The following is a 21,217-nucleotide window of genomic DNA, read 5'->3' on the forward strand; positions in this document are numbered from 1 at the left end:
GTTTTGGTGAGACGACTTCTTTTGCATGGAAAGGAAGGGTCAAATGGGTTCCCCACAATGATTATGCCAGAATTTCATTTTCTGTTTCAGAAATGATGGCCTGTTCTGATTTTGCCACTAGAGTGGCGGCAGTCATGGAGCTGCTGACATTAGCCATTGTTCGAGCCATATCAACAAAAGCATCAATTCCGGCAAAAATGCCGACGATTTCAACTGGTAAACCCATAGTGATGAAAAGTGCAGTTGCGATTAAGATGCCGCCGCCAGGAACACCGGCTGTTCCCAGTGATACAAGTGGCGTCAGGCAAACCATTAAAATGGCTTGTGACGGAGAAACACTTCCAGTTGTGGCATTGATGGCGAAAACGCCAAGAAGGACAGGCCAAACACCTGCACAGCCAGCCATTCCGACACTGGTTCCCAAAGAGCCAACAAAATTAGCGATGGTTTCCGAGACGCCCACTTTGTTGGTTAAACAATCAACGTAGAGAGGTAGCGTACCCGAACTGCTGCGAGAAGTGAAAGCCATGATCTGGGCTGGCATAATCTTTTTAAAATAGGCGACAGGGTTCATTTTTGCAACGAAGGTAATTAAAAGACCGCCTGTAATGAACGTGTGAACAAAGCAGCCGATAAATGTTAGGATAATGACTAAAATAAGTGGTTTCAAGACAGAAGTATCACTCGTGGCTAAAGTATTGGCCATCAATGGAACAATGGCATAAGGTAATAGTTTAATAATCACTTTGACAATTTGATAAATTAAAATGTGGCAAGCATCGATAAAAGACATAAAAGCATGAACATCACGCCCGTCTCCGCGAACTACTACTATTGCAATCCCGATAATAATTGAAAAAAAGACAATCGGAATCACTTTCCCTTCAGCCATAGATTGGAATAAATTGCTGGAAAACAAATCGGTAATAACTTGAGTAAATGGTGGGATTTCCTTTTCAGTAAAGCCTTGCACTAGACTTAGCTGACTTCCTTTTCCAAGGTTAGTGATAAGTGCTAGGAAAAGGCCCACGATGCCTGCTAAAAAGGTTTGAAATAATAGCCAGAAGAACGTTTTTAAGCCAATTGATTTTAAAGCTTGAACCGATTCCATTTTATAGATGCTCCGGATGAGCGAGACCATTAATAAGGGAATAACCATCATGGAAATCACTTTGACATAGATTGTGCCAAAAATGCTTAAATAGTCAGTGTTTCCTTTAAAAAATAAGCCTATAACAACACCTAGACCCAATGCGATAATTGTCAAAAAACTAAAACTGTTCTTTTTACTTAAGAAATAAATAATCCCGAAGCTAATAAAACCGACAAGTAGAGCTAAAAAATTCATCATAAGTATTCTTCCTCCTATCATTAAAAAAAGTGACGTTACCCTTTAAAGTTCAATGAATCACAAGAGGTAAGATTTTAAATGATCCGTTTTTTGCAAAAAGCATTAAGTCACCGCTTGAACCTTAAAGGACATTCAACAAAGAAATGATAACGCTATCCAATTAAAGAGTCAATCTTAATTGTGATTTTTTTGATTTAAGTCGTGATTTCTAATGAAACTATCATGTCATTATACAAATAAACCACCAAGTGACTGAAATAAGTCACTTGGTGGTGCTCGCTAATGTCTATTTGCTAAAGTACTCATCCAAGGCATTGGTGACAGCGGTGGCTACTTGTCGTTGGAATTTTTTCGTCTTAAAAGTATGGGCGTCATTATCGTTATTCATATAGCCAAGCTCCAATAAGATGGCTGGCCGCTCATTTTCGCGAATCACTTGATAATCGCCTTTTTCAACACCACGATTCGGTAAGGGTAATTCTTTTTCCAAATGACGGTTAAGTGTTTCGGCTAGGGTTTTATCCTTATCGTCGTAAAAATAAGTGGTAAAACCAGAGGCTTCATTGCTAATTTCCGTTGAATCATAGTGGAAACTAATAAAGGCATCGGCTCGTTTGCGATTACTGATGAGGGCAATGTCTCCAAGCTCGACTAACGAATCGTCGTCCCGAGTTAAAATCACATTAGCGCCCAGTTCTTTCAGAGCGGCTTCTACATAGTGGGCTGTCGCTAAGGTGATGATTTTTTCAGAGATTGTTTCATCGTTGCTTTGAGCACCAACGTCACTGCCTCCGTGTCCAGGATCAAGAACGATGGTTGTTTCGGCCAGAGAACTGGCTTTTTTCGTATTTTTACCGGGTTCTTCAAAGCTGACGACCCAGTTGGCCACATAGCCTGTTTGGCCATCCTCTGTCTCAACTTGATACCATAAACCATCCCGCTGTTTGAAACTTAATTTTGCGCCAGCTTTTAAGGTTGCTACAACAGCACCGTCGATGGAAGGGGTGGAACGAACTTTAGTTCCTTCTTCCCGAGCGTAAAGCTGATCGGCATCAATGACTTCTTTATCATTTTTCTTAGGAGCACCTAGTGTTAAGAGTTCAGAGAAAATCCAACCATGTTTCTTGCCAACGGTCACGTTTGACCAGCCATTTTGCTCTGAGGTAATGGTTACTACTTTGCCTTTTTTCAATGACTGAATCTCTTCACCGTCTGTGTTGGGGTCTTTCCGTAACTTGGTGTCAGCCGTGTTGACGGTGGCGACTTGATTGGTAGCGGGACTATCTTGATTGTCATCAAAGAGCCAGCTGGCTACCCAACCGGTTCGTCGACTTTGCAAACGCACTTGGTACCATTGTTTTTCTTCCTTTAAGACAACAAGTTTGTCACCCCGTTGGACTTGGGTGGAAATTTCACTTTCGATACCAGGTCCTGTTCGCACATTCATGGCGATGGCTGAAACGGTAATCACTTTATTTTTACCAAAACTCAAAAAAGCGATGACGACAATCACGATAATCGCCAAGTTAATAATGATGAGTTGGTGTTTTTTTATCAGTTTTAAGTACTTATTCAATGTTATATCCTCACTTAATTTATCTTCAACAAGAAGGGCTTCTCTTACTGTAACATACAAATTCTTTTTCCATTATAACAAAGATTGGGTCGAATATTGTCGCTTAATGCGAATCGTCACTAAAACAACATCAAGTTGTAACAAATTGATGGGAGCAGGCATTTGTTTCAAGCTGACTTTTTTTTGTGAAATGTCTAATTTCTGTTACCGGTAACAAGTTGTTTAACTATATAGCCTTATGTATAATCATGATAACGCTTTAAAAAGGAGAGGTGTCTTTGTTGAAAAAAAGGTTAAAGCAACTAAGTTGGGGACTATTTTTGATGTTGGTCGGCTTGGTTGGCTGGAATGTGGGTGTTAGTGGAGAGGAAATACCGGTGGAGGAAACAACGATTGTGGTTCATTATCGCTCATCTGAGGAACGACAATGGGCTTTATGGGTTTGGCCGGAAGAAGGTGAAGGCCAGGAGCTTCAGTTTACCTCGACTGATAAATTTGGACAGGTGGCTGTACTGAAAGTCCCTGGTGTTCATCAAAAAGTCGGCATTATTGTGAAGCAGAAAGGGTCATGGGAAGCGCAGGATGGTGGTGACCGTTTTATCGATACAAGCTCTGGCATGGGTGAGGTTTGGATTAACGGTGGTAGCCCAGAGACTTTAATAAGCCCACCTGTCGGGTTTGAAGATAACAAATTGAGTGGGGCTGTTAGGGTTCACTATTTTAGACCAGACAGTTATGATGGCTGGGAGTTATGGTCATGGGTTAATCAAGAAGATGGACGGGTTCATTCCTTTGATCAGAGTGATAACTATGGGAAAATCACCCGTATAGAAGCGGTGAGTGAAGAGCCTATTAGCCATGTCAATTTCATCGTCAAAAAATCTGTGGGTGACAATCCGTGGGCTGAAAAAGATGGTGAGGAGGATCGCAAGATAAGAGTTTTACCTGAAAAAGAGGTGACCGATGTGTGGGTAATAGCAGGGGATGAGAAGGTTTATTACAATCCCTATTTTGCGAATAAAGAGATGAGTATTAAAAAAGCAACGATTGAAGAGACAAATAAAGTTAAAGTGACCATGAGTCATCCAGTGGACTTGGAGTGGCTCAAGGGAAAATTGTCATTGACAGATATTGGGACTGATTTTGAGATTAGCTTGGATAAGGAAAATGAGCGAGTTTTTTGGTTAACGACATCACTTTCTCTGAATCTAGGAAAAAATTATCTGCTCAACGTTGAAGGATTGACAAGTGTACCACTGACCATTGGCGGTATTGTGAGAACCCCGTCTTTTGATGAGACCTATGCCTATTCAGGTGAGTTAGGCGCTCTTTACGAGGATCGACAAACAACCTTCCGTTTATGGGCGCCAACGGCTCAGAAAGTTGAGTTAGTGGAATACGTTGACAGTCAGCCAGATAGTCAAGAAAAACAAGTCAGGCTGATGCTGCCAAAAGAAAGGGGGACCCACGAACTAAGTTTGTCCGGTAATCAGGCAGGGGTAAGCTACGCCTATCGGTTAACCTTTGCTGATGGGACAACGACGGTTACTAGCGATCCTTATGCAAAAGCCGTTGTTGCCAATGGGGAGCGATCAGTGGTGGTTGATCCTCAAACTGTAAAGAGGCAGGCGTTTAAGAGAATCCCCCCTACTCAACCAGCAGATGCGATTATTTATGAGCTTCATGTTCGAGATTTTTCTATTCAGGAAGACAATGGGATTAAGCATAAAGGAAAATTCTTAGGAGTGGTTGAAGAGGGAACTAAGAATGGGAAAGGTCAAGTAACTGGATTGGATTATCTCAAGCAACTAGGAGTGACACATGTTCAGCTATTACCGATGTATGACTACGCTTCTGTGGACGAAACCAATCCAAGTCCTCAGTATAATTGGGGGTATGACCCGAAAAATTATAATGTACCGGAAGGGTCCTACAGTACAGATCCCTACAACCCGCTGACTCGTATTTTAGAGATGAAGGAAATGATCCAAGGACTGCATGATAACAACATACGAGTCATTATGGATGTGGTATACAACCATGTTTATGCAGTAAATCAACAAGCCTTACAGAAAACAGTACCAGGGTATTATTTCCGTTATACAGCTGATGGAAAATTAGCCAATGGGACAGGTGTGGGCAACGATACGGCTTCAGAACGGGCGATGATGCGTCGGTATATCGTCGATAGTGTCAGCTACTGGGCGGAAAATTATCAATTAGATGGGTTCCGTTTTGATTTGATGGGCATTCATGATGTGGAGACAATGAATGCGGTCCGTCAGGCCTTGGACAAAATTGACCCATCGATTATTATTCTAGGAGAAGGTTGGGACTTGAATACACCGCTAGCCCCGGAATTGAAAGCCACCCAAAAAAATGCCTTTAAAATGCCGGGAATTGCCCACTTTAATGATTCGCTGCGTGATGGTGTCAAGGGAAGTGTGTTTGATCGAATTGAACCGGGATTTGTTAATGGCAAGCCAGATCAGGAAAGTCTTGTTATGACGAATATTTTAGGTGGGCAAGGTTTGGACGCTAGTGCGGGCAAGTACAGTGGCCCTCAACAGGTTATACAATATGTGGAAGCTCATGATAATTTAACCTTATATGATAAGTTAAGTGAAACCAATCCAAATGACAGTCCGGAATGGCGTTTGAAACGTCATACTCTTGCGACGAGCATTCCGTTACTTTCTCAAGGTGTGCCATTTATTCATGCTGGACAAGAATTTATGCGAACAAAAGGTGGGAATGAAAACAGCTATAATTCATCTGACACTGTGAATCAGTTCGATTGGCATCTAGCTTATGAGAATCAGGAAAGTGTCGACTTTGTAAAAAAACTGATTGCATTAAGGAAAAGCGAGCCGTTATTCCGTCTAACCAGTTATGATGAGATTAACAAACAGGTCAAGATTTTAACACAAGAGGATCAGGTTATTGCATACGAGTTGGCTAATAATAAAAATCGGTATGTTGTGGTGTTGAATGCCAAAGAGAGCGATCTTGATGTGTCGGAGTTTGGTATCAAGGCAATGAAAAGCATCCTTTCTAATGAGGGTGACAGCAAAAAAGGGTTAAGCCGTAAAGGGGTAGGTCCTTTATCGGTGACTGTTTATCAAGACACATTAGAAGAGTCGACAAGTACGACCGAAACTAGTCAAAGTTCCAGTGACTTGACAGAAACAAGCGATGGAACAACTGACACAGATCCGTCTACGAAAAAAAACAGTGGAAAAGATAATGAGCAAACGACTTTACCAAAAATGGGTGAACAATTAGTGACAGGCATCGGTATTTTAGGTGGAATTATGGCAATAGGCTCATTCTTGTTGTGGCTAAAACGCCACCAAACTCATAAATCAGAATAATCTCTTGACTTTTCTCTGGCTTTCTAGTAAGTTAGTTAGTAATACATAAGAAATCAATGATAGAGACAGTAACTTTTTCTTTTTAACTCAGAGAGACTTATCTTGGCTGAAAATAAGTCTAAAAAGAGAACTGTGAAGGACACTCTGGAGATGAGTAGTGCAAAGCTATTCCGTTACGAGCGTTAATCGTTAAAGTGGAAAGAGCAATCTTTCAATCTAGGTGGTACCACGTGTGAATACATTCGTCCTTGTTTATTAAAAAATAAACAGGGGCTTTTTTGGTTCATCTGAAAACCGCTAGATGAACCCTGAAACTAAAGTGTTTGTGTATGTATTAAGGTCTTGTTAAAGCGAGACGTGTAGAGTTTGGTTCATCTGAAAACCGCTAGATGAACCCTGAAACTAAAGTGTTTGTGTATGTATTAAGGTCTTGTTAAAGCGAGACCTGTAGAGTTTGGTTCATCTGAAAACGGCTAGAAGAATCCTGAAGCTAAAGTGTTTGTGTACGTATGAGGTTCTTGTTAAAACGAGGCGTGTGGATGTAGTAGTTAAGTGTTGGAATTAATTTATTAACCAAATAGAGAGGGGACTTATCAATGGCTTATCAAAAACCAAAAGGCACCGCCGATATTTTACCGGGAGAATCAGAGAAGTGGCAATTCGTTGAAGAAACGGCTCGTTTACTTTTCAAAGATTACGAATTTCACGAAATTCGCACTCCTATTTTTGAACATTATGAAGTGATTTCTCGCAGTGTGGGTGACACGACGGATATTGTGTCAAAAGAGATGTATGATTTTTATGATAAGGGTGATCGTCACATTACATTAAGACCAGAGGGGACTGCGCCGGTCGTACGGTCTTTTGTTGAGAACAAGTTATTTGGACCTGAGTTCCAAAAACCTTATAAGACCTATTACATGGGGCCGATGTTCCGTTATGAACGTCCTCAAGCTGGTCGTTTTCGTCAGTTTCACCAAATTGGGGTGGAGGTTTTTGGCAGCACGAACCCTGCAACCGATGTGGAAACCATGATGATGGCAATGGATTATTATGAGCAATTAGGGGTGAAACACATTCGCTTAGTGATTAACTCATTAGGATCGAGAGAAGATCGCCAAGTCTATCGTCAAGCTTTAATTGATTATTTGGAACCACACTTCGAAGAATTGAGCAAGGATTCTCAAACCCGTCTCCACAATAATCCGCTACGGGTACTGGACAGTAAAGATAAGAAAGACAAAGTGATTGTTGAAAACGCGCCCTCTATATTAGATTATTTAGGGGAGGAATCAGCAGCATTCTTCAATCAAGTGAAAAAGATGTTAACGGCACTTGATGTGGAGTTTGAAATCGATCACCGAATGGTTCGCGGTTTGGACTATTACAATCACACCATCTTTGAAATCATGAGTGAAGCACCTGGTTTTGGTGGGGCGATTACGACGATTTGTGCAGGGGGACGTTACGATGGGCTGGTGGCTGATTTAGGCGGACCAGAAACGGCAGGCTTCGGGTTTGCTTTGGGCATTGAACGAGCGATTATTACGATTGAAGCAGAAGGCGCCGAAGTCCCAATGTTGAACCAAATTGATGCCTATGTCGTTGGATTGGGTGAAGCTACTAACATCGAAGCCTTGAAGCTAGTTCAAAGCATTCGCCAGGCAGGATTCTCGGCAGAGCGGGATTTCTTGAATCGCAAGGCTAAGGCGCAGTTTAAGTCAGCTAATAAATTAAATGCCACCTTGGTTTTAACCATTGGTGAAACAGAATTGGCTGAAGGCACGGTGAATGTCAAACAGATGGAAACAAGAAAAGAAAAAACAGTGCCATTAACAGATATTTACACTCGTTTTGCAGCTATTTACGATGAATTAACGGAAGTATAAACAGGGAATTTGACGAATGAAGGGAAGACAAACAATGGCAAAAAGAACAAAGTATTGTGGCGACATTTCTAAAGAGGACTTAGGTCAAGTTGTGACACTAAAAGGATGGGTCCGCAAACGTCGTGACCACGGTGGTGTGATCTTTATCGATTTAAGAGATCGCGAAGGGTTCTCGCAAATCGTGTTTAATCCAGAAAAATCACGTGAAGCTTGGGAAATCGCCGACACATGTCGGACAGAGTACGTCATCGAGATTACCGGTGAAGTGATTAACCGCGATCCAGAAGCCATTAACCCGAAAATGAAAACTGGTGAGTTCGAGATTATGGCCACGGAGATTGAGATTTTGAATGCCTCAAAAACAGTCCCATTCGGCATTGAAGAGGGGACGCCAAGTAACGAAGAATTACGTTTGAAATACCGCTACTTAGACTTACGCCGTCCAGAGATGTTGGCCAATATGCGTCTCCGTCATGAAGTGACAAAATCTGTTCGCCATTTCTTGGATGATCATGATTTTATCGATGTGGAAACACCTTACTTAAATAAATCAACGCCAGAAGGGGCTCGTGATTATTTGGTCCCATCCCGGATTCAAGCTGGTCATTTTTATGCGTTGCCGCAGTCGCCACAAATTACGAAGCAACTGTTAATGGCAGCGGGATTTGATCGTTATTATCAAATCGTCCGTTGTTTCCGTGACGAAGATTTACGTGGGGACCGTCAACCTGAATTTACCCAAATTGATATAGAAACATCATTTTTATCACCAGAAGAGATTCAAGCTTATACGGAAAACATGTTAGTTAAAGTGATGAAGGAAGTTAAAGGAATTGAGATTCCGACGCCATTTCCACAAATCACCTACGATGAGTCAATGGCTCGTTTTGGTAACGATAAGCCAGATACTCGTTTTGACATGGAATTAATTGACTTAGCTGATGTGGTCAAAGACGTGGAATTTAAAGTCTTCCAAATGGCGTTACAAGCTGGCGGTCAGGTTAAAGCAATCGTGGCAAAAGGCGCTGCTGGTAACTATTCCCGCAAAGACATGGATAACTTAGGCACGTTTGTTAGTCAATATGGTGCTAAAGGTCTTGCTTGGTTGAAAGTGGAAAATGATGGCTTAAAAGGGCCAATCGCGAAATTCTTAACGGAAATCGAAGCTGATTTAGTGGCTAAAGTTGGCGCTGAAGTAGGTGATATCATCATGTTTGCTGCCGACAAAGCGGAAGTGGTGGCAGCCTCATTAGGAGCCTTGCGTAATCGTTTAGGGAAAGAACTTGAGTTAATCGATGAGTCTAAGTATAACTTCCTATGGGTCGTTGATTGGCCATTACTTGAGTATGATGAGGATGCAAAACGTTACACCTCTGCTCACCATCCCTTTACTATGCCAAAAGAAAGCGATCTGCCTTTAATGGACACTGCGCCAGAAAAAGTCTACGCAGAAGCGTATGATATCGTCTTAAATGGCTATGAATTAGGTGGCGGTTCAACGAGAATTCACAAACGTGAGATTCAAGAAAAAATGTTTGAAGTCCTAGGCTTTACAAAAGAAGAAGCCGTCGAACAATTTGGTTTCTTGTTGGATGCTTTGGAATTTGGTTTCCCACCACATGGCGGCATTGCCTTAGGATTAGATCGTCTTGCCATGTTATTAGCGGACAAAGACAATATTCGTGAAGTGATTGCCTTCCCTAAAAATAACCGTGCCATCGATCCGATGAATGAAGCACCAGGAAAAGTCTCACCAGCTCAGCTCTTTGAGTTAAGTTTAGACGTAACAATTGAAGATTAAAAACTAAGACGCTGAAAAGCGTCTTTTTTTAAGAGTTTATACATAAAGGGGCATTTAACTAAAAATAGTGTTGACAGTGCTTTCATTTGATGATAATATAAGCCTTGACTAATAGAGATATCAAACGGATTGTCACTGACTCGATCAGGCATTACCTGTTTTGATTGCATCACTGAGCGGTTACTTCCTGTTGGGGAAGTCTTGTTTGGTGCAATTAAAAGAGGGATTTTTTGTGTTAAAAAATATCAGTTTAGGTGAAGGGGAGACGTAACTTGGAGTTTATAAAAAAAATTAATAACAATGTGGCGTTTACCCGTGATCGAGCCGGAGTTGATTATGTGGTGATTGGTAAGGGGATCGGCTTTCAGTCAGAGCCAGGTTCTCTAGTGGATGAGCAGTTAGTTGACCGCATGTTTAAGGCGGAAGACGGTGGCGAAGAGGCGGGGTCTTTAGCAATTTTGACTCAGATGAATTCGGATATTGTGGACATTACCACTAAAGTCAGTCGCCATGCCGAAGCAAAATTAGGTATTCATTTTGACAATACTCACTACTTGATTTTAGCGGATCACCTGGCCTATGGCATTAAGCGACAGCAAGAAGGCATGGAGTATGCGCCTTTAAATCAGTGGGAATTGAAGAAGTTATTTCCCAAAGAGTATGATGTGGCAGTTGAAAGTTTAGGGATTATTAAAGAGGAGTTTGGGATTGAGCTGGACAGTGCGGAAATCAGTTTTATTACCAATCATTTTGTTAATGCTAATACGGAGTATAGTAGTCTGAGAGATACGTTGCGAATGACTAAGTTAATCAAAAAAATCATCACCTTAGTGGAGTATCAGTTTCAAGTTAATTTAGATGAGGATTCCTTTAACTACAGCAAATTTGTCAGTCATTTACGTTATTTTATTTTACGCAAAATGAATCATCATATGTTTTCCGAAAATTCGATTGATCAGGAGTTAATCGATATGTTTCAAATGAAATACCCAGAGGCTTATCGCATGGCGGATAAGATTGAAGAGTTTCTCTTTCTTAAAGAGGGCTGGCAGTTAACGTCAGACGAGAAACTTTATTTAACGGTTCATGTGCGACGTTTGACCTCTGAAGACAATTAAAGACACATTCAAGATTTGGATTGTCACTGACTCGATCAGGCATTACTGAATAATGAAGATAAGGCACTAACACTTAGTTAGTCGGCTTATTTTTGTTATTCATTTTTTTATACATAAAATTAGGATGAGGAGATTGGAATATGTCAAATTACAAGGAAACAGCCCAGCAAGTGATCGACAATATAGGGGGCAAAGGGAATGTTAACAATGCTTGGCATTGTGTGACCCGCTTGCGTTTTAACTTAAATGATAAGAATCAAGCCAATATTGACGCAATAAAAAAAATCCCAGGTGTGATGGGAGCTCAATTCTCAGGGGATCAATTTCAAGTAATTATCGGTAATACCGTTGGGGATGTTTTTGAAGAGGTCGAAGGGATTGTCGGTGGCGGCAGCAATGCGCCACAAAATTCAGAGGAAGGCATCATGTCTAAAATTTTTGATGTGATCTCAGGTGTTTTTACACCGATTGTACCAGCACTTGCTGGAACAGGCTTATTAAAAGGATTCCTAGCTTTAGCGGTTATTATGGGACTGATGACCTCAGATAGTCAAACCTACTTGTTGTTGTATGGGTTATCCGATACCGTCCTTTATTTCTTCCCAATGATGTTGGCCGTCTCAGCAGCAGAGAAATTTAGAACCAGTAAATTCTTGGCAATGGCCTTAGCTGGTGCCATGATTTACCCTTCCTTTTTAACGGCAGCCCAAGGGGCCATGGCCGCTAAAATGGCAGGTGAAACAGTAAGCGCTTGGAAGTTGTTTGGTGCGTTACCCGTTCCCTTGGTGACCTATACGAGTTCGGTTATACCGATTATCTTTACAGTTCTATTATTAAAATATGTCAATAACTGGGTCAAAAAGTGGATGCCTAAAAGTTTAAACTTAATGTTTACGCCGATGGTTGCCCTTTTGATAGTTTTTCCGATTGCCATGGTGATTATTGGCCCTGCTGGTACGTACCTAGGTAATTTCGTTGGTGATGGGATTGGCTGGTTATTTAAAGTGGCTGGACCCTTGGCAGGAATTGTTCTAGGGGCGACCTTCCCACTGTTAGTAATTACAGGCATGCACTATTCACTGGTGCCAATCGCCTTAACAAACTTAGCGAAGAATGGCTATGAAAATATGATTGGACCTGTTAATGCTGTGACAAATGTGGCACAATCTGGGGCTGCCTTTGCTGTGGCTTTGCGCTCTAAAAACACGAACATGAAACAAATTGCTCTATCATCAGGGATATCAGCTGTCATTGGCATTACCGAACCTGCCATGTACGGAGTTAACTTAAAGTTAAAACGTCCATTTTACGCAGCTTTAGCCGGTGGTGGACTGGCTGGTGGCTTTGCCATCTTTATGAATACCCGCTCATTTGGTGGCGGTGGCATGCCTGGCTTACTGTCAATTCCCGCTTACATTAATGCGGAGGACCCCATGAACGTTATCTGGTTCGCCTTGGCTTTGTTGATTAGTTGGGTATTGGCCTTTGTCTTCACTTTAGTCTTAGGTTTTGAAGATGAAGTGGATGAAATAGCGCCGACCGTTGAGGTAACTCCTGAACCAGTAGAAGCAGGCGAGCAGCACCGTATTTTTTCACCGATGAATGGTCAATTAGTTGAGTTGAAAACAGTGCCAGATGAAACATTTGCCAGTGAATTAGTTGGCAAAGGCATTGCGATTCAAGCTAGTGATGAAAATGTTTATTCACCTGTTAGTGGAACGGTGATGATGTTTCCTGATTCTAAGCATGCCATCGGTTTTCTTGGCGACAATGGCGTGGAAGTGCTCCTACACATTGGCATTGACACAGTGGAATTAGCTGGAGAAGGCTTCGATTTTAACATCACTCAAGGTCAGCGAGTTGAAAAAGGACAATTACTTGGAAAAGTGGATTACAATTTCATTAAGGAAAAAGGGCTAGAGACTGTGACCATGGTGATTGTCACCAATACAGCCAATTATTTTGATGTGTCACCAGCCCAAACAGAGGGTTTGATTTTTAAAGAAGAAGAAATTATTCATATTATCTAAAAGGAGACGATTTATTATGACAGAAAAAAATGCTCAATTTCCAAAAGGTTTTTTATGGGGTGGTGCAACAGCCGCTAACCAGTTTGAAGGCGCCTATAACGAAGGTGGCAAAGGCTTGACGATTGCCGATGTCTCTCCTGGTGGCAAAGAGCGGATTAAAACGTTGTTTTCAGCAGACTATCCTTTAGAAATTAATCGAGAAAAATACACGTACCCTAACCATCAAGGCATTGATTTTTATCACCGCTATAAAGAAGATATCGCCTTATTCGCTGAAATGGGCTTTAAAACTTTCAGAATGTCCATTTCATGGGCGCGTATTTTTCCTAATGGTGATGATGGCGTCCCGAATGAAGAAGGCTTGCAATATTATGAGAATGTCATTGACGAACTGTTGAAATATGGCATTGAGCCAACCATTACCATGTCTCACTATGAAACACCTCTTAACTTAGTCACACAATACGGTGGCTGGAAAAATCGCCAATTAGTCGATTTTTTTGAAACCTATGCTAGAACGATTTTGGAACGGTTCCACACAAAAGTAAAGTATTGGATGACCTTTAATGAAATCAACACGGGAATTGGTGGCTCATTCTTTAGTGTGGCCATGCGAAACGAAGCCCCACAAGAAAACTTTCAAGCTCTTCATCATCAATTTGTTGCTAGCTCTCTGGCAACGAAGATTGCTCATGAGCTGAATCCAGAACTAAAGGTTGGTTGTATGAGTATCTATGCCACGATGTATGCCTACGATAGCAATCCTGATACAGTGGTAGCCATGAAAGACCGTAATCGGATGTTTAATTACTTCTGTAATGATATTCAAGTTCGAGGGGAGTACCCACAGTACGCTCTGCGCTATTTTGAAAACAATCAGATTAAGTTAGAAATAGTCGAAGGCGACTTAGAGTTGATTAGCGCACATCCAGTGGACTATCTGTCATTTAGCTACTATATGTCGACGACTATTTCAACCAATCCGGAACATGCTGGGGCTCAAGGGAACTTTTTCGGAGGCACTAAAAATCCCTATTTGAAAGCCAGTGAGTGGGGCTGGGAAATTGATCCCGTTGGTTTGCGCGTGGCCCTGGGGGATTTATATGAACGTTACGGCGTGCCGTTGTATATTTCTGAAAATGGGTTAGGGGCAATTGATACACCAGATGCTAATTTTAAGATTGACGATGATTATCGGATTGCTTATTTACGTCAGCATATTAGTGAGATGGAGAAAGCCATCAATTTAGACGGTGTGGATTTATTTGCTTACACACCTTGGGGCTGCATCGATTTAGTCAGTGCTTCAACTGGCGAGATGAGCAAACGTTACGGTTTTATCTATGTGGACTTGGATGATGAAGGCCAAGGAACCTTAGCGCGCTACAAGAAAAAATCCTTTAACTGGTATCAAGAATTAATCGCCAGTAATGGCCAAAGTTTAGGTGAATAGTAAGCTCCTCGTGCCAAGTTACTTGGCACGATTTTTTTATCCCTTTGTGCGTACGATGGGATGGAACGTGATGTAATAGCAGGAGAAAGGACTGGTGAAGATGAGTAGAGTAAATATCAGAATTGATCAGTTAAAAGAACAAGCAACAGAATTATTTCATGAATTAGGATTGGATATGACAAGGGCTATTACTTTTTTTTGATTCAAACTGCGGAGCAACGATTGCCATTCCAACTAAGTAGGGAGCCGATAGAAAATGATGTTGCAAGGCATCGGATGGAAAAGGGGAAGGGGAAACTTATGAGTCGGTCAAAGATTTCATAAGCAGTATGCCGAATGAAGATTAGAGCAACGCCGATTTTTGTAAGAGAGTTGAAACGTTTAAAATAGAAACACTACGACTTGATCAAATTTGAAAAAGTCATCAATTTAATTATTAGAGAAGACACTGAGATCTTGGTACGAAGGTTTAAGGATCTCCTTAAAGGTAATTGGAAAGGTGATAGAGAATGCGATATTGAGGATGACTGGTTGTTGAGTTATAAAATTAATCGGGGAAAAATTCAAGTGAATTAGTTTTAACAAGAACAGGGAGCCATGATTCGCTATTTTAATCTGGATTCATTGTTTTTAAGTGTTTAAATTCGCTTTTTTAACCTGCTTTTTGTATAATAAATCGTTACAAACTTAACTAGTGTTATTCTCTATATAATGAAACCAAACAGACTTAAGGAGCAACCATGAATAAACAACTAACAGCCGCCAGAGCTCAGCACAAAGTATCAGAAAAAATAAAATACCGATTAGTCTTCCTCTTTAGCCTTATCTTAATCGGGATGGGCCTCTTACTGGACCCACCTTTAATTATTTTGAAAGGCTTATGGGCTATTTCAATTTCATCCAGTGTATTGATTACAGATTATATTCAAATTGCCGGTCTAGGGGCAGCCTTTGTCAACAGTGGACTCTTAACCCTTTTAAGTGTGCTGCTAGCAAAGCTTAATAAAGTGCGCATGAGTGGTCCTTTGATTGCGGCGCTGTATACCATGAGTGGTTTTTCTTTTTTTGGTAAAACTCTTTTAAACTCATTACCAATTACCTTAGGTGTTTTTCTATTTGCTAGGCTTCAGAAAAAGCCCTTTTCCAGTTATATTATTGTTAACTTATTTGGCACCGCATTAGCACCAGCTGTCAGCGTAGTTGCTTTTGGTTTTGGTCTGCCGCCTTTTGTAGGCATGCTGGTTGGCACCCTCGTCGGTGTGGTAATAGGTTTTGTTTTGCCACCGTTAGCCAGTCATTTTTTAAGTTTTCATCAAGGCTTTAGCTTGTATAATGTGGGGTTCACTGCGGGAATTATCGGCATGGTTTTTACAGCAATTATGCGTCTGTTTAACTACGATATATCCAATGTCAATCATGTGTCATCGGGTAATAATCTTCTATTAGCCAGTTTTCTTTATGCCTCATTTATAGGCTTGCTGGTAATTGGCTGGGCGCTGAATGAACGCAGTGTTAAAGGCTATAGCCGTATTCTTAAGTCATCTGGAAAATTGGTCACCGATTTTATTGCTCTCGAAGGTTACGGCTTAACGTTGATAAATATGGGAATAATGGGCATCGCCGCTACGAGTTATGTCCTACTGATTGGTGGGCAACTAAGCGGTGCTGTTCTGGGGGGGATTTATACTGTAGTGGGATTCAGTGCTTACGGTGTCCATTTGCGAAACAGTATCCCGATTGTCTTAGGTGTCTATCTAACCTCGTTTTTAACGGGTGGGGATCCTAACAGTGCGTCGGTTTTACTGACCACTCTTTTTGGAACGACCTTGGCACCGATTGCCGGTTATTATGGCCCAGTTGCAGGTCTTTTAGCTGGTGGCTTGCATATGGCATTAGTCAGCAATGTTGGTTTTCTCCATGGTGGTATTAATTTGTACAATAATGGTTTTTCAGGAGGGTTTATCGCAGCCTTTTTAGTGCCAATTCTCGATAGTCTTGTTAAAATAAGAGAAGGAAACAAACCTGAAATCAGAGGATGAGTTGGAGGGGAAGAAGATGTTAGAAGAACGACGCAAAGCTGAATTGATTTCCCATGAGTTATTACGTTACTTTTTTATTCACCGAGTAGCGAATATTCAAATGAATGTGGTCTTTGAAGGGCGGCAGTTTATTGTCAGTGTTCAAGGCGAAATGGCAGAGCCCCCTCGTGATTTAGAGGAAGTTAGTTGGCTCTTGAGTGTTGAACGTGATCCTGATTTAGATGAATATGTGGAAGGGTTGGTTGGGACCCATCACGAAGCTGAAGACTTTTCATTGTTGGGAATTATGACCGACGATGCGCAAGTTGATTATAGTGAAGGTCGGTTGATGATTAAATTATATCGAACCTTAACCCCAAAGAAATAGCTGATACAGCTATTTTTTATTAGCAAATTCCCGAAGAAGTTCGTGAAAAGTTACAAATCTATTAATATCCTCTCATATTGATGAGTTCTCCTTTTAAAGTTTTCACTATCGTTCTATAATGAAGTCAATCAGAAAAGCTTCGCGAATCGGTTGATGAGCTAAGCTAGACACCGACTACGACATAGAGAAAGTTAAAAAACGGGAGTGACTAAAGGAAAAATGGACGACCTTAGAGAACGATTGACTAGTAATGAATATACGACGAAATTAACGGTGGCAGTGCTTTACGCCTTGTTTGCATCGGTGGCGCTGAATGTCTTCTGGCGACCAGGAAATATCTACGCTAGCGGGGTAACAGGTTTAGCGCAAATTATAACGACTTTAATCGGCAATGCAACTGGAAAAAACGCACCAGTTTCTGTTATTTATTATTTATTGAATGTTCCTCTATTCGTTCTTGCTTGGAAACGCATCAGCAAGAAGTTCACTGTGTTTACGGTAATTACGGTTACCTTGTCTTCGCTGGCCATTCAACTAATGCCGGTAACCCCACTGTCTCCTGATCCGATTATCTGTGCCATCTTTGGTGGGGCTGTGAATGGATTTGCAGTAGGTTTTGCGCTGAAAAATGGCATTTCCTCAGGTGGGTTGGATATTTTAAGTATTACCATCCGTAAAGCCACTGGTAGAAGTATTGGCTCTATAGCGATTATTTTTAATGGCATGATTGCCCTCACTGCAGGTTATCTTTTTGGTTGGCCCTTTGCCTTTTACAGTGTATTGTCGATTTTCGTCAGCGGCAAAGTGACAGATGCCGTTTATACTAAACAGAAAAAAATGCAAGTGATGATTATTACGAAGCACCCTGATCAGGTTATCCATTGCGTTCAGGAGCGTTTACGTCGCGGTATTACCATTATTAATGGGGCAGAAGGTGCCTTCGATCACCATAAAAAAGCGGTCTTAATGACAGTGATTACACGATTTGAAATGCATTCGTTAGAAAAAGCCATGAAGGAATCCGATCCGGAGGCCTTTGTTAGTATTGCCGACAATGTTACCATTCTAGGCAACTTTTATGATCCGGGGATGTAATGAATAAAAATGAAGAACCTCTTGAAAAGGAAACTTTTTGAGAGGTTCTTTTGTGCGAACGGGGGAGCCTTAAACAAGATGTCGCGTTAAACGTTGATGGATGATGTAAAAATCCGTTTTAAATTGAAACTTCTAGATAAACTTTGTCAAGAAGATAAACATTAATGCAAGCTTCATTTTAGTAGGAGGGGCTGCTTTAATTTTGACACTTGCCATGCACAACAGGGAGGTGAGAACTACTAGAGATATTGATGTCAGTGAAATGAAAGTTAACGCAGAAAAAAAGGCTAAATTATTAGCACACTTTGAGTTATTAACTATTAATTCAAATGTTGATTCGGTACTTTTCCCTCCGGGGGCTGAAACTTTACGAGATGGTGAATATAAAGAATTTAATGATGGTTATATCAACATCCGAGTTTATGTAGTAACACCAGAAATGTTAATTGTAACTAAAGCACTAACCAAACGTTCTAGAGACTTGGACGATATTTTGAATGAGGATCTTCTAGAAATTATTGACCCACAAAGAACAATAGATTTAATAAAAGAGTATAATCCTTTCTCAAATGATCCAGAACTAAATAAAAATGACATTCTTCCTAAACTAGAAGAAATGCTGTAATCAAGGTAAATAAGTAGCTATGGAGGTGATGGTATGACAGTGAATGTCAAGAGGTTATTGTCCGACGCTCAATTGCAAGTTAGTGAATTTAAAGGTGGACGTTTAAAAACAGCAGCATTATATATACAACTATTGAAAGATGTTAAGAAGTCTTCTGTAGAGCCAGACGTACTGTTAGCTATGGCTTCTAACGTTCAAACTGATCCAGATACTAAGGCAGACCTATTAAAAATGGTGATGGTAAACTATAGTCATTTTAAGAATAAAGTACAAGTAGATAGTCTGATGAAAAAGTACAATTTGGATTCTAGTGAGTTAAAACCATTGACAACAATTTTATAGTCCCATAGACTTATTGACAGAGTTTTAGCAATAATCTAGAATTTTAGAACAGATGAGTATCCGTGTCTGTTTAGAGTGTGGTATTTCTTAACGTATATCTTTTTGCTAAAACCCCCTGCCATTGACTAAGAATCAATGGCGGGGGGTCATATATATTTCTTCAAAAAGACCATCTTTTCGTGACGAGCTAACTGCTTAAAGGCATACTCGGCTCGCATGGCTTCACTTTTAGTTTCAAAGGCTTCTGTATAAATCATCCGCATCGGGCGGCGACTGCGAACACGTGTGTATTTGGCTCCTGTTCCATCGTTGTGCTCTTTTAAGCGCCGTTCTGGCTCAGTGGTATAGCCGCCGTAAAAGGTATCATCGGCACAGAGCAGCACATAAAAATAAAATTCTTTAGCTTCCATATAACATCCCTCGCACTTCTGGGTAATAGTCGTCTTGTTCGTCGTAAACAAAGAGCGGCGGTAGGACTTTTAGGCCGTCAGGTCGTCCTTTGTGAATGCCCTCAACTAACAGCACATTGGCTTCTTTGCCTGTTTTAGGGTAAACAAAGCGCACCCGCTTGGGAATGATGCTGTAGCGTTTCATCGTCTCTAAAATGTCTACTAGTCGCTCTGGTCGATGGACTAAAGCTAGTTTTCCATTTGATTTCAACAAGCCAGCCGCTTCGTTAACCACTTCGTCTAAGTTCGTTTCGATTTCATGACGGGCAATTGCTAAATAGGGGTTAGGATTTTTAACATTTGTGGGTAATTCCTTAAAGTAAGGAGGATTACACACAATTAAATCGACAGAATCTTTTTTGACGATAGTGGTGGTTTGTTTTAAGTTCAAGGTGTGAAGGGTCATCTGTTCTTCCAACTGGTTTAACTGGATGCTACGGCGGCCCATATCGGCTAACCGGTCTTGCAGTTCGATCCCAACGATATTGGCTTCTGTTTTCTGACTAATAAAGAGGCCAACGGCACCATTACCAGCGCATAAGTCAACGATCTGCCCCCGTTTTGGTAAACTAGCGAAATTTGCCAATAAGACCGCATCTAATGAAAATGAAAAGACCTCTTTACTTTGAATGATTTGAATACCATCTGCATAAAGCTGATCGATACGCTCACCACTTTTTATTAATTCTTCCATCTATTTTGATAACTCCTTATTAGTCTATATCGCTCTTGTTAAATAATCATTTGCCATTAAACTACCGGCTATTGTTGAAATCATCATTCGTATGTTGATGATTCTGAGAATAAACCAGCGAGGCTATCAGTCTGATTATTATTGCAAGGTATGCAACTCGTTCTACATTATAACATGAACTGAAAAAATAAAATAAAAAACTTGCAAGAAAGCTATTTATTCGTCATACTATTAGGGAATAAGGAAAAGTGAGGAGAAGCAAATGTTCTTTCGATTTATGCGCCAAGTAGTGCGCTTCGTGCTGTTTGTGATTAATGGCAAGGCCAGTTATCAACAGCGTGACAAATTACCAACTGATACCAACTACATACTCGTTGGACCGCACCGTACTTGGTGGGACCCATTATACTTTGCAGTTGCGGCAGCTCCTAAAGAGTTTAGTTTTATGGCCAAAGAAGAGTTATTTAAAAACCCTATTATCCGTTTTATTTTAATTCATGCCCATGCCTTTCCAGTGAAACGTGATAATCCGGGACCAAGCGTTATTAAAACACCGATTAAAAGTTTGAAAAATTCTGATTTGAGTTTAATCATGTTTCCAAGTGGGACGCGACATTCAGAGGAACTTAAAGGCGGAGCAGCGCTGATTGCCAAAATGGCTAAAGTGCCAATCGTACCAGCAGTGTATCAAGGTCCACTGACTTTAGGCGGACTATTTAAACGTCAGAAAGTGACGATTCGATTCGGTGAACCTATTGATATTAGTGATGTGGCTAAAATGAATCAAGAAGGAATTGAAGAGGTTGAGCGTCGAATGACGGATGCTTTTGCTCAGTTAGACAAAGAAATAGATCCGAATTTTGTTTATAAAATCGATCCTGAAAAAGCTGAATAAAGGAAACTGTTGAGAGAATGAGAAAATCTTTCAACGGTTTTTTTTTTGATTTTTCTGTGGACCGCTAGAAAAATCCGGTTAATTCAGATGTATCATCCCAACTGTTTGATTGGTTAAAG

18 protein-coding genes and 1 other annotated feature are annotated in these 21,217 nt (G+C 40.8%); of the genes, 13 read left to right on the forward strand and 5 right to left on the reverse strand.

What is annotated here, in order from left to right; all coding sequences use genetic code 11:
• Nucleotides 1-61 precede the first annotated feature (61 nt).
• On the reverse strand, nucleotides 62-1,351 hold the full coding sequence (locus RWN13_RS16170; protein ID WP_314065698.1) for a dicarboxylate/amino acid:cation symporter: 1,290 nt from the start codon (nucleotides 1,349-1,351) through the stop codon (nucleotides 62-64).
• A gap of 286 nt (nucleotides 1,352-1,637) precedes the next feature.
• Nucleotides 1,638-2,927, reverse strand: a complete 1,290-nt coding sequence (locus tag RWN13_RS16175; protein WP_314065700.1) for an N-acetylmuramoyl-L-alanine amidase — start codon at nucleotides 2,925-2,927, stop codon at nucleotides 1,638-1,640.
• A gap of 281 nt (nucleotides 2,928-3,208) precedes the next feature.
• Here RWN13_RS16175 and pulA point away from each other — a divergent pair, with 281 nt between their 5' ends.
• The 3 genes from pulA (at nucleotide 3,209) to aspS (ending at nucleotide 9,991) form a co-directional block, all read left to right on the forward strand.
• Nucleotides 3,209-6,301 carry a type I pullulanase gene (gene pulA / locus RWN13_RS16180; protein ID WP_314065703.1) on the forward strand — a complete coding sequence of 1,031 codons (3,093 nt, stop codon included), beginning with the start codon at nucleotides 3,209-3,211 and terminating at the stop codon, nucleotides 6,299-6,301.
• A 47-nt stretch (nucleotides 6,302-6,348) separates the two neighbouring features.
• Nucleotides 6,349-6,554 (forward strand) — a binding site (T-box leader).
• A gap of 343 nt (nucleotides 6,555-6,897) precedes the next feature.
• Nucleotides 6,898-8,190, forward strand: a complete 1,293-nt coding sequence (gene hisS / locus RWN13_RS16185) for a histidine--tRNA ligase (RefSeq protein ID WP_314065706.1) — start codon at nucleotides 6,898-6,900, stop codon at nucleotides 8,188-8,190.
• 34 nt (nucleotides 8,191-8,224) lie between these two features.
• A complete protein-coding gene (aspS, locus tag RWN13_RS16190; protein ID WP_314065709.1) occupies nucleotides 8,225-9,991 on the forward strand; it encodes an aspartate--tRNA ligase in 1,767 nt (588 codons plus the stop codon).
• Here the strand turns inward: aspS and RWN13_RS16195 are convergent.
• Entirely contained in the window at nucleotides 9,988-10,164 is a 177-nt protein-coding gene (locus RWN13_RS16195) for a hypothetical protein (protein WP_314065712.1), read from the reverse strand. The two genes, aspS and RWN13_RS16195, sit on opposite strands and share 4 nt — an antisense overlap.
• 99 nt (nucleotides 10,165-10,263) lie before the next feature.
• On the opposite strand from RWN13_RS16195, the gene RWN13_RS16200 reads away from it, so the two are divergent.
• The 9 genes from RWN13_RS16200 (at nucleotide 10,264) to RWN13_RS16240 (ending at nucleotide 19,060) form a co-directional block, all read left to right on the forward strand.
• The gene (locus RWN13_RS16200) at nucleotides 10,264-11,109 is read left to right on the forward strand and encodes a PRD domain-containing protein (RefSeq protein WP_314065714.1); all 846 of its coding nucleotides are present in this window, start codon (nucleotides 10,264-10,266) and stop codon (nucleotides 11,107-11,109) included.
• Between the two features lie 140 nt (nucleotides 11,110-11,249).
• Nucleotides 11,250-13,139: a beta-glucoside-specific PTS transporter subunit IIABC gene (locus RWN13_RS16205; protein WP_314065716.1), complete on the forward strand. Its 1,890-nt coding sequence runs from the start codon at nucleotides 11,250-11,252 to the stop codon at nucleotides 13,137-13,139.
• Between the two features lie 16 nt (nucleotides 13,140-13,155).
• Complete coding sequence (locus RWN13_RS16210) at nucleotides 13,156-14,592, forward strand: glycoside hydrolase family 1 protein (protein WP_314065717.1); 1,437 nt, start codon at nucleotides 13,156-13,158, stop codon at nucleotides 14,590-14,592.
• 402 nt (nucleotides 14,593-14,994) lie between these two features.
• Complete coding sequence (locus tag RWN13_RS16215) at nucleotides 14,995-15,168, forward strand: type II toxin-antitoxin system mRNA interferase toxin, RelE/StbE family (RefSeq protein WP_314065719.1); 174 nt, start codon at nucleotides 14,995-14,997, stop codon at nucleotides 15,166-15,168.
• Nucleotides 15,169-15,332: 164 nt separating this feature from the next.
• Nucleotides 15,333-16,631, forward strand: a complete 1,299-nt coding sequence (locus RWN13_RS16220) for a DUF1576 domain-containing protein (RefSeq protein ID WP_314065722.1) — start codon at nucleotides 15,333-15,335, stop codon at nucleotides 16,629-16,631.
• 16 nt (nucleotides 16,632-16,647) lie between these two features.
• Nucleotides 16,648-16,998 carry a hypothetical protein gene (locus RWN13_RS16225; protein WP_314065724.1) on the forward strand — a complete coding sequence of 117 codons (351 nt, stop codon included), beginning with the start codon at nucleotides 16,648-16,650 and terminating at the stop codon, nucleotides 16,996-16,998.
• 219 nt (nucleotides 16,999-17,217) lie between these two features.
• Entirely contained in the window at nucleotides 17,218-18,093 is an 876-nt protein-coding gene (locus tag RWN13_RS16230; protein WP_314065727.1) for a YitT family protein, read from the forward strand.
• A 154-nt stretch (nucleotides 18,094-18,247) separates the two neighbouring features.
• Nucleotides 18,248-18,718 carry a DUF6036 family nucleotidyltransferase gene (locus tag RWN13_RS16235; RefSeq protein WP_399553689.1) on the forward strand — a complete coding sequence of 157 codons (471 nt, stop codon included), beginning with the start codon at nucleotides 18,248-18,250 and terminating at the stop codon, nucleotides 18,716-18,718.
• 33 nt (nucleotides 18,719-18,751) lie between these two features.
• The gene (locus RWN13_RS16240) at nucleotides 18,752-19,060 is read left to right on the forward strand and encodes a hypothetical protein (RefSeq protein ID WP_314065730.1); all 309 of its coding nucleotides are present in this window, start codon (nucleotides 18,752-18,754) and stop codon (nucleotides 19,058-19,060) included.
• A 146-nt stretch (nucleotides 19,061-19,206) separates the two neighbouring features.
• Here RWN13_RS16240 and RWN13_RS16245 read toward each other — a convergent pair whose 3' ends face one another.
• A complete protein-coding gene (locus tag RWN13_RS16245) occupies nucleotides 19,207-19,470 on the reverse strand; it encodes a GIY-YIG nuclease family protein (protein WP_314065731.1) in 264 nt (87 codons plus the stop codon).
• Nucleotides 19,460-20,203: a tRNA1(Val) (adenine(37)-N6)-methyltransferase gene (locus RWN13_RS16250; RefSeq protein WP_314065733.1), complete on the reverse strand. Its 744-nt coding sequence runs from the start codon at nucleotides 20,201-20,203 to the stop codon at nucleotides 19,460-19,462. Before RWN13_RS16250 ends, RWN13_RS16245 begins: the two co-directional genes overlap by 11 nt.
• A gap of 262 nt (nucleotides 20,204-20,465) precedes the next feature.
• On the opposite strand from RWN13_RS16250, the gene RWN13_RS16255 reads away from it, so the two are divergent.
• Nucleotides 20,466-21,098, forward strand: coding sequence for a 1-acyl-sn-glycerol-3-phosphate acyltransferase (locus RWN13_RS16255; protein WP_314065736.1), 633 nt, complete (start codon nucleotides 20,466-20,468; stop codon nucleotides 21,096-21,098).
• Nucleotides 21,099-21,217: the final 119 nt, after the last annotated feature.

This window comes from uncultured Vagococcus sp. (genome assembly GCF_963518325.1).
Lineage (GTDB): Bacteria > Bacillota > Bacilli > Lactobacillales > Vagococcaceae > Vagococcus_D.